The sequence below is a fragment of the Algoriphagus limi genome (assembly GCF_024919275.1).
Classification (GTDB): Bacteria; Bacteroidota; Bacteroidia; order Cytophagales; family Cyclobacteriaceae; genus Algoriphagus; species Algoriphagus limi.
This window is the reverse complement of the sequence record NZ_JANWGH010000001.1, coordinates 1926445-1933693: the sequence shown is the minus strand read 5'-3', so window position 1 is coordinate 1933693 and position 7249 is coordinate 1926445. Positions and strand designations below refer to the sequence as shown.

Annotated in this window: 8 protein-coding genes and 1 rRNA gene; 7 read left to right on the top strand and 2 right to left on the bottom strand. The window is 39.1% G+C overall.

From position 1 onward, the window contains the following. The 6 genes from rrf to NY014_RS08340 all read left to right on the top strand — a co-directional run. A 5S ribosomal RNA gene (gene rrf, locus NY014_RS08365) occupies nucleotides 1–105 on the top strand; the annotation flags it as partial. A 132-nt stretch (nucleotides 106–237) separates the two neighbouring features. Then, nucleotides 238–1479 carry a dihydroorotase gene (locus NY014_RS08360; protein WP_259414109.1) on the top strand — a complete coding sequence of 414 codons (1242 nt, stop codon included), beginning with the start codon at nucleotides 238–240 and terminating at the stop codon, nucleotides 1477–1479. Continuing rightward, nucleotides 1472–1984, top strand: a complete 513-nt coding sequence (locus tag NY014_RS08355) for a DUF4199 domain-containing protein (RefSeq protein WP_259414108.1) — start codon at nucleotides 1472–1474, stop codon at nucleotides 1982–1984. The genes NY014_RS08360 and NY014_RS08355 overlap by 8 nt, the downstream gene beginning before the upstream one ends. A 6-nt stretch (nucleotides 1985–1990) precedes the next feature. Continuing rightward, a complete protein-coding gene (locus NY014_RS08350; RefSeq protein WP_259414107.1) occupies nucleotides 1991–2539 on the top strand; it encodes a DUF4199 domain-containing protein in 549 nt (182 codons plus the stop codon). Nucleotide 2540: 1 nt separating this feature from the next. Then, nucleotides 2541–3503 (top strand): glycosyltransferase family 2 protein, encoded by a 963-nt coding sequence (locus NY014_RS08345; RefSeq protein ID WP_259414106.1) that lies wholly within the window; start codon nucleotides 2541–2543, stop codon nucleotides 3501–3503. Continuing rightward, complete coding sequence (locus NY014_RS08340) at nucleotides 3503–4465, top strand: glycosyltransferase family 2 protein (protein ID WP_259414105.1); 963 nt, start codon at nucleotides 3503–3505, stop codon at nucleotides 4463–4465. The genes NY014_RS08345 and NY014_RS08340 overlap by 1 nt, the downstream gene beginning before the upstream one ends. On the opposite strand, the gene NY014_RS08335 is transcribed toward NY014_RS08340, so the two are convergent. Beyond that, a complete protein-coding gene (locus NY014_RS08335) occupies nucleotides 4462–5226 on the bottom strand; it encodes a class I SAM-dependent methyltransferase (protein WP_259414148.1) in 765 nt (254 codons plus the stop codon). The genes NY014_RS08340 and NY014_RS08335 overlap by 4 nt on opposite strands. A 152-nt stretch (nucleotides 5227–5378) precedes the next feature. Between NY014_RS08335 and NY014_RS08330 the strand changes: the two genes are divergently transcribed. Further along, nucleotides 5379–6854, top strand: coding sequence for a TolC family protein (locus NY014_RS08330; protein ID WP_259414104.1), 1476 nt, complete (start codon nucleotides 5379–5381; stop codon nucleotides 6852–6854). Between the two features lie 13 nt (nucleotides 6855–6867). Here NY014_RS08330 and NY014_RS08325 read toward each other — a convergent pair whose 3' ends face one another. Then, complete coding sequence (locus NY014_RS08325; protein WP_259414103.1) at nucleotides 6868–7239, bottom strand: hypothetical protein; 372 nt, start codon at nucleotides 7237–7239, stop codon at nucleotides 6868–6870. Nucleotides 7240–7249 lie beyond the last annotated feature (10 nt).

Genomic DNA, 7249 nt, shown 5'->3' with positions numbered 1-7249 from the left:
GCCTGGCGCAGGGGTCCCACCTCTTCCCATCCCGAACAGAGAAGTTAAGCCCTGCAGCGCCGATGGTACTGGGGTTACACCCGGGAGAGTAGGTCGCCGCCTCATTCATTCTAAGCCCCTTCAAAGGGGCTTTTTTTATTTCTATTCCTCTTACATTACAACCGGACATTGTCCTTCTAAAAAGTTTATTTTTCATTTTTAGATTATTGTTGCAGTTTTGCATCAAATAGATTTCGAATGGCTGTACTCTTCCAAGGATTGACATGGATCGATAAGGGAGAATCACAAAAAGGTGATTTTGTTTTTGATGATGGTCAATTCCAACCCCTCGATTCGACACAAGATTATAAACATGCTCAAATCATCAATTCTGAAGGATGGATAGGGTCTAAAGGCTGGATTGATCTTAGGGTAGCCTGCGGTGAGCCTGGTTTGGAGCATAAAGAAACTATTGAGAGCCTTTGCGATAGTCTTTATTGTTCAGGTTTCTCTACAGCTGTGATGATGCCAAATACTCAACCAGTCGTTCAAAACAAAGGCTTGGTTGATTTTATTAAAAATAAATCTGCTTATAGTCCAGTTGAATTAGTTCCTCAGGCTGCTGTAACCTTGGATTTAAGAGGGGAAGATCTAACAGAAATGCTGGATATGCATTATCAATCTGGTGTTACCATATTTGGGGAAGGAAAAGATCCTTTGTCCAATAGCGATCGGTTCCTTAAAATCATTCAATATCTTCAAAAATTCAATGGAGTCCTTTTTGACCATTCTTATGACCCACTTTTGGCAATTTTTGGTCAAATGCATGAAGGGGAAGTCTCAACAAGACTTGGTCTAAAGGGAATACCTAGTTTGGCTGAGGAAGTAGCTATCCAAAAGAATCTGGAATTGATTCGCTATGCGGGTGGCCGAGTTCATTTTCAGACAATCAGTACAGCAAAATCTGTGGATCTGATCCGGAAAGCAAAAGAAGAAGGTTTAAATGTTTCAGCAGATGTTTCTATTTATCAGCTGATTTTTTCAGACAGTGATTTGGTGGATTTTGATCCTAATTTGAAAGTTTTACCTCCGTTTCGAAGTGAAAATGATAGGAAGGCACTCATTGAGGGATTAAAAGACGGTACTTTTGACGCGATTGTTTCAAACCACCAGCCTGAAGATTATGATTCCAAATTTATGGAATATGATTTGGCATCTTTTGGAATGGCTGGATTGCAGACCTTTTTACCAGCAATGGTAAAATTGGAAAGTGAATTAGGTTGGGCGTTAATGATTGATAAAATAACTAACGGCCCCCTGAATGTTTTGGGCCGGTCTGCATCAAATTCTATCACGATTTTTAATCCAAAAGAATCTTGGACCTATAACCACCAAAGTAATAGATCGCTCTCTTTTAACCATCCTTGGTTTGGAAGTGAGTTAACTGGAAAAGTGAAATATAGAATTTACGATGGTGTTTTAAGCGAAATCGATGATTAAGTATTTTGGATCTGCATATCAATTCGGGACTCTTGGCGGAATTCTAAGTTTGATAGCTTTTGGGTTTTTGGCTTGGATGGTTCCAGATCCGACTAATCTCAATTTGATTTTTGGTTATGTGATTACACCGATTTCCATATTTCTTGCGATTAAGTTTTTTAAGGATTACACTAATAATGGCTTCCTATCATTTGCAGAGGGCATGTCGGTAGGATTTGTAACGTATATGATAATCGCGTTACTTTCTGTTGTAGGAATTTGGGCGATATTTCAGATTTTCCCTGAATTTTTTGAAACAGTCAAAGCTTCCAAACTCCGGGTAATGGAGAATAGCCGAGAAACCATAATCTCTCAAGTAGGTGAAGCTTCCTATTCAAATACTCAGAAAAGTCTCTTAGAAATGAGTCCTTTGGATATAGCGCTCAATGATGGGATTTGGAAAATAGTGCCTGGACTGTTTTTTACCATTATTATTTCTATTATTTTGAGAAAAAACCCTAATTAATTTATTATGGAAGAGAAGCAAACTCCTTTTCAAGCCGCTGTAAGACCTGGGCTTACAATTGGGCTTATCTCTGTGGCCTTGACTTATGTGGCCTATTTTGTCGACTCGACGATGCTAGCTTCAGGCTGGTTTGGTCTAGTTGCTCTAGTAGTGTTTTTTGTATTGATCATTTATTTCGGAAGGCAATACCGTACCGAATTGGGGGGCTTTATGACTTTTGGTACAGCCTTCAATTTCTCGTTCATTACGATGATCATTTCCGGTCTACTTTCTTTGGTTGGACAAATTTTGCTTTTCCATGTGATTGATCCAGCGTTACCTGGAGTCTTGGCAGATCAATCATTACAAAATACACTGGAGATCATGGAAAGATTTGGCGCATCCGCTGATTCTATGACTCCTGAGCAAATGGATGATATTCGAAACAGAACATTGGACCAGTTTTCTTTAACCGGTCAGTTCACTAGTTTTGGAATAGGTTTGATTATCTATGCAATCATTGCTTTAATTTTAGGTGCTATTCTTAAGAAAAGAGACAAATCTCTAGATTACTAATATGCTTCAAATTTCGGCGGTTGTTCCTGTTTTCAACGAGGAAGAATCTCTTTCAGAACTTACCCAATGGATTAGCCGTGTTATGCACAATCACGGCTTTTCTTATGAAATCATCCTAGTAAATGATGGGAGTACGGATTCTTCTTGGGAAAAAATCGGGGAGCTTGCCGAGGCAAATGGAAATATCAAAGGGATAAATTTCACCCGGAATTATGGTAAATCTGCTGCACTTGATGCGGGATTTAAAAAAGCTCAAGGAAAAGTTGTAGTAACCTTGGATGCGGATTTACAGGATAGTCCGGACGAAATCCCATCGCTTTACGAAATGATTGAAAAAGAGGGTTATGACGTAGTTTCCGGTTGGAAAAAAGAACGTCATGACCCGATTTCAAAAACCATCCCCTCCCGATTTTTTAATGCAGTTACCCGATGGATTTCAGGAATCAAACTCCATGATTTCAATTGTGGTTTGAAAGCCTATAAGCTGAAAGTGGTAAAAAATATTCAGGTTTATGGGGAGATGCATCGCTACATTCCTTTATTGGCAAAATGGAATGGATTTGGGAAAATCGGGGAAAAAGTAGTTCAGCATCAAGCTAGAAAATATGGCTATTCCAAATTTGGAATCGAACGCTTTTTGAATGGCTTTTTGGATTTAATCTCCGTTTCTTTTGTCCATCGATATAAAAAGAAACCCATGCATTTCTTTGGACTGTTGGGCACATTATCCTTTGTTTCAGGTTTTTTAATTACTTGCTGGCTGATCTTTCAGAAGATTTATGGTCTCAAAAAAGGCCTTCCGGTTCGAGAGATTGTAGATCAGCCCTTATTCTTTTTGGCCTTAGTAGCTTTGATTATTGGTGTCCAACTTTTTGTGACTGGTTTCATTGCTGAGCTGATGACTTCTAATCAATCCAAAGAGGCTGAATACAAGATAGACGAAGAAATCAACTTTGAATATTGATGTTCTTTTCGGTTATCATTCCTGTCTACAACCGCCCAGAAGAATTGCGGGAGCTTTTGAGTTCCTTATCGCGACAAACGCAATCCAATTTCGAAGTTATTGTAGTTGAAGACGGCTCTGAGCTAAAGGCTGAGGATGTTTGTGTGTCTTTTCAAAAGGACTTAAGGATTCAGTATGTTTTTCAGAAAAATTCAGGTCAGGGTTTTGCCCGAAATAAGGGAATGGAATTAGCGAAAGGGGATTTTTTTATTTTGTTTGATTCCGATGTAGTCGTCCCTGATGAGTATTGCTATCATGTGGAAAAGGCGATCAAAGAAAGAAATCTAGATGCATTTGGTGGTCCTGATGCAGCAGCTGAAGATTTTTCAATACTTCAAAAAGCCATGGATTTCGCAATGACCTCATTTTGGACGACAGGAGGAATCCGAGGGAAGATGAAAGATCCTGCTAAATATCAGGCTCGCGGTTTTAATATGGGAATCTCCAAAGAAGTATTTGAAAAGACCAAAGGCTTTTTAGATCCCAATCAAGGGGAAGATATTGAATGGAGTATTCGAATTAAAAAGGCGGGTTTCAAATTGGAATTAGTCCAAGATGCGTTTGTTTTTCATAAGCGTAAAAACACCCTTTGGAGCTTTGCCAAACAAGCCTTTTCTTTTGGGAGGAATCGAATCAATGTTTCAAGATTTCATCCTGATGCTATACAATTGGTGCATCTTTTACCTTCTCTTTTTTCAGTCTTTTTAATCAGCCTGATTTTGTCGGGGATATTAGGCTGGAAGCTTTTTGAAGCCCAACTATTAGTGTTTAGTTTTTGGGTTTTGGCAGTATTCCTTTCTGCAACTTTTAAAACCAAATCGCTCCTTGCTGGATTTGTATCAATAGTGACTTCAATTCTCCAGTTATCCACTTATGGGATGGGATTTATTTGGGAATTATTGGTAAAGACTTTCAAAGCTTAGTTTCCTTTTCTGCAAAGGAAAATAACCTCTTTTGGAGGAAGTGCATATTTTTCAACCGTCTCTTTGGGCAACTTCTCCACAAAGTGATTTTCTTCAATGGCTATTCCTGATTTGCGCAGACGCTCTGCATAGTCCTTTCCGTATTTTCGGACATGATCTCTTTGGCCAAATAGTCGCTCCCTTTCTGCAGGGTCTGTAATCGTTGGATCCTCCAAGGTTTTTTCAAGTTCATAAATGGGAGATTGAATTATTCCCCAACCTGTTGGCTTTAGGACGCGGTTGAATTCGGCACAAACTTTCAGGTCATTTTCAACATGCTCCAAAACATGATTACAGAAAATCACATCGAAGCTATTTTCCGGAAAGGGGATATCATGAACATCCATTTTCACTTTGGCCAAGGGAGACTCTAAATCCGCTGTGATGTAGTCCAAATTAGGAAGTGCATCAAATAGCTTGAGAAAACAGTGCTCAGGGGCAACATGTAAAACGCGTAGTTTTTCAGTGAAAAAATTAGTCTCCTCTTGCAAAAACAACCACATCAGACGGTGTCGCTCTAAAGAAAGGCAGTTTGGACAAAGTGCATTTTCTCTTGCTTTTCGTCCATATGGAAGAAATTTTTTAAACTTTGAATAACAAATCGGGCATTCTACACCTTCTCCTTTATTTTTCCAGGCAAAAAATCTCATTGCCAAGGGACTCACTCGTTGTAAAAGCGGTCTTGGGACATATCGGATAACAAAAGAAATAGTCTTTTTGATCATGGGACGCAATTTAGGTATCCTTCATTTCCTGAACCAGAAGTTTTCTGAAGAGATTTAGCAATTTTTCACACTATACTCTTCGGACTCCGTTTGTTAATGGAAGTTCAATCATTATTTTAGTTAAAATATTTTCAAAATCTAGATTCCTCATGAAGAGACTCTCCATTGTTCTGTTTTGTCTTTTTGTTTTTCAATTGAATGCTTTTGAGACCAAGGCTCAGGAAGCGGTGACATATACCCTTCAGGAAATGGTCCAGCGTGCAAAAGATCGTTCTCCTGCCTCACTTCGAGCTAAGACACGACGAGAAAATCGGTATTGGCAGTATCGATTGTTTCGATCAAATTACAATCCCCAACTTCGGTTGAATGGTACAATTCCTAGCTATTCCCAGGCATTTAATAGCATTACCCAGCCTGATGGATCGATTGAGTTTTTGGAGGTTCAACAGAATTTTATGGATTTGGAATTAGGGCTTCAGCAGGTGATTTCACCTACGGGTGGCGTTATCTCTGTGAATACCTCCACGAACCGATTTGATAATTTTTTGGCTGGGCCCAATGATGTACAGACTCGCTGGTCTGGAGTGCCCGTAAATGTTCGTTTTCAGCAACCGATTTTTGCCTATAACCCATACAAATGGGACAAAAAAATCGAACCGCTTCTTTTTGAAGAAAGCAAGCGTGAATATGTGCAGGAGATGGAAGAGGTATCCTTTTTTGTAAGTCAGTTGTTCTTTGATTACTTATTAGCTCAAGTTAATGTGGCGATTGCTGAGCAGAACTTGACAAACACAGAGGAAATTTTTTCCATCGAACAAGCCCGGTATGACCTGGGGACTACTTTCGAGGATAAGCTCCTTCAGGTGGAGTTGCAGGTTTTGCAAGCCCGGCAGGATTTGGCACAAGCAAAGTTGGATCTGGAAAGTTCAGCTCTAGCTGTAAAGTCATTTATCGGCTTAGATCCAAATACAGAAATTGAGCTGGAATCTCCGGAAGAAGTGCCTTTTTTTGATGTAAATGTGGATGAGGCTATTGAATTAGCTTTCCAAAATAGGGCAGAAGCTTTAGGTTTTCAACGTCGAAAAATAGAAGCAGAAGCTGCAATGGCGCAGGCAAAAGGACAGCGTTTTGCTGTTCAATTGAATGCTAGTTATGGTTATAATAATGCAGCCTTTACTTGGCCTGATATCTACCAAAATCCAAATACTCAGGCTTTGGTAAGCTTAGGTTTCTCCGTTCCGATATTAGATTGGGGAAGAAATAAGGCTCGTTTAGCTCAAGCTGAAGCAAATCAGCAATTGGTTGAGTACACCGTTCAGCAGGATGAAATCAATTTTGAACAAGAGATTTTTACGAAGGTGAAGAATTTCTTGATGATTCGGGAGCGTCTTCAGGTAACAAAGGTTTCAGATGAAGTTGCACAAAGGAGATATGAGATTGCTATCAAGCGTTATCAGTCTGGAAATGTGTCTATTACGGACCTTTCCATTGCACAGAATGAAAAGGATACCAATCGCAGAGCTTATTTCAGTGCTTTGAAGGATTATTGGCTAGCTTATTATGAGCTCCGGGCTTTGACACTATTTGATTTTGAAAATCAAGAGCTACTATATAAATCAGAATAAAAAAAGGCGGTGTTTAACCGCCTTCTTCATATTTCCTGATTTGCTCTTTTAATTTTTCGATTTCCTTTTCAAGTTTTGCGACTTGTTTTTCCTGCTTTTGAATGGACTTGGTTTCCTTCGAGACCTGTTTAGGTGATAGTTTTCCACTTGTATTTGATTTATTAAACTTGTCTCGACTGTTCTGAAGCTTTTTTTTCGCTTTAGCTAGCTTATCTTCAGTTTTTGCCAATTTTTCTTTAGCCTTTTCATACTTCTCTTTGGCTTTTGCTTCTTTGATTTCCGCTTTGGTTGGCTCAGTGGTTTGACCCTTTACTTCATTAGCAAGGAATGAAAGACTTGCCAAGAGAAAAGTGGTTGCTAGTCCGATTTTAATTATGTTTTTCATACTAAAAGTT

Excerpts from the sequence above, each read along its gene's own strand:
- NY014_RS08360 (WP_259414109.1), top strand. The coding sequence starts at position 238 with ATGGCTGTACTCTTCCAAGGATTGACATGGATCGATAAGGGAGAATCA.
- NY014_RS08355 (WP_259414108.1), top strand. The coding sequence starts at position 1,472 with ATGATTAAGTATTTTGGATCTGCATATCAATTCGGGACTCTTGGCGGA.
- NY014_RS08350 (WP_259414107.1), top strand. The coding sequence starts at position 1,991 with ATGGAAGAGAAGCAAACTCCTTTTCAAGCCGCTGTAAGACCTGGGCTT.
- NY014_RS08345 (WP_259414106.1), top strand. The coding sequence starts at position 2,541 with ATGCTTCAAATTTCGGCGGTTGTTCCTGTTTTCAACGAGGAAGAATCT.
- NY014_RS08340 (WP_259414105.1), top strand. The coding sequence starts at position 3,503 with ATGTTCTTTTCGGTTATCATTCCTGTCTACAACCGCCCAGAAGAATTG.
- NY014_RS08330 (WP_259414104.1), top strand. The coding sequence starts at position 5,379 with ATGAAGAGACTCTCCATTGTTCTGTTTTGTCTTTTTGTTTTTCAATTG.
- NY014_RS08325 (WP_259414103.1), bottom strand. The coding sequence starts at position 7,239 with ATGAAAAACATAATTAAAATCGGACTAGCAACCACTTTTCTCTTGGCA.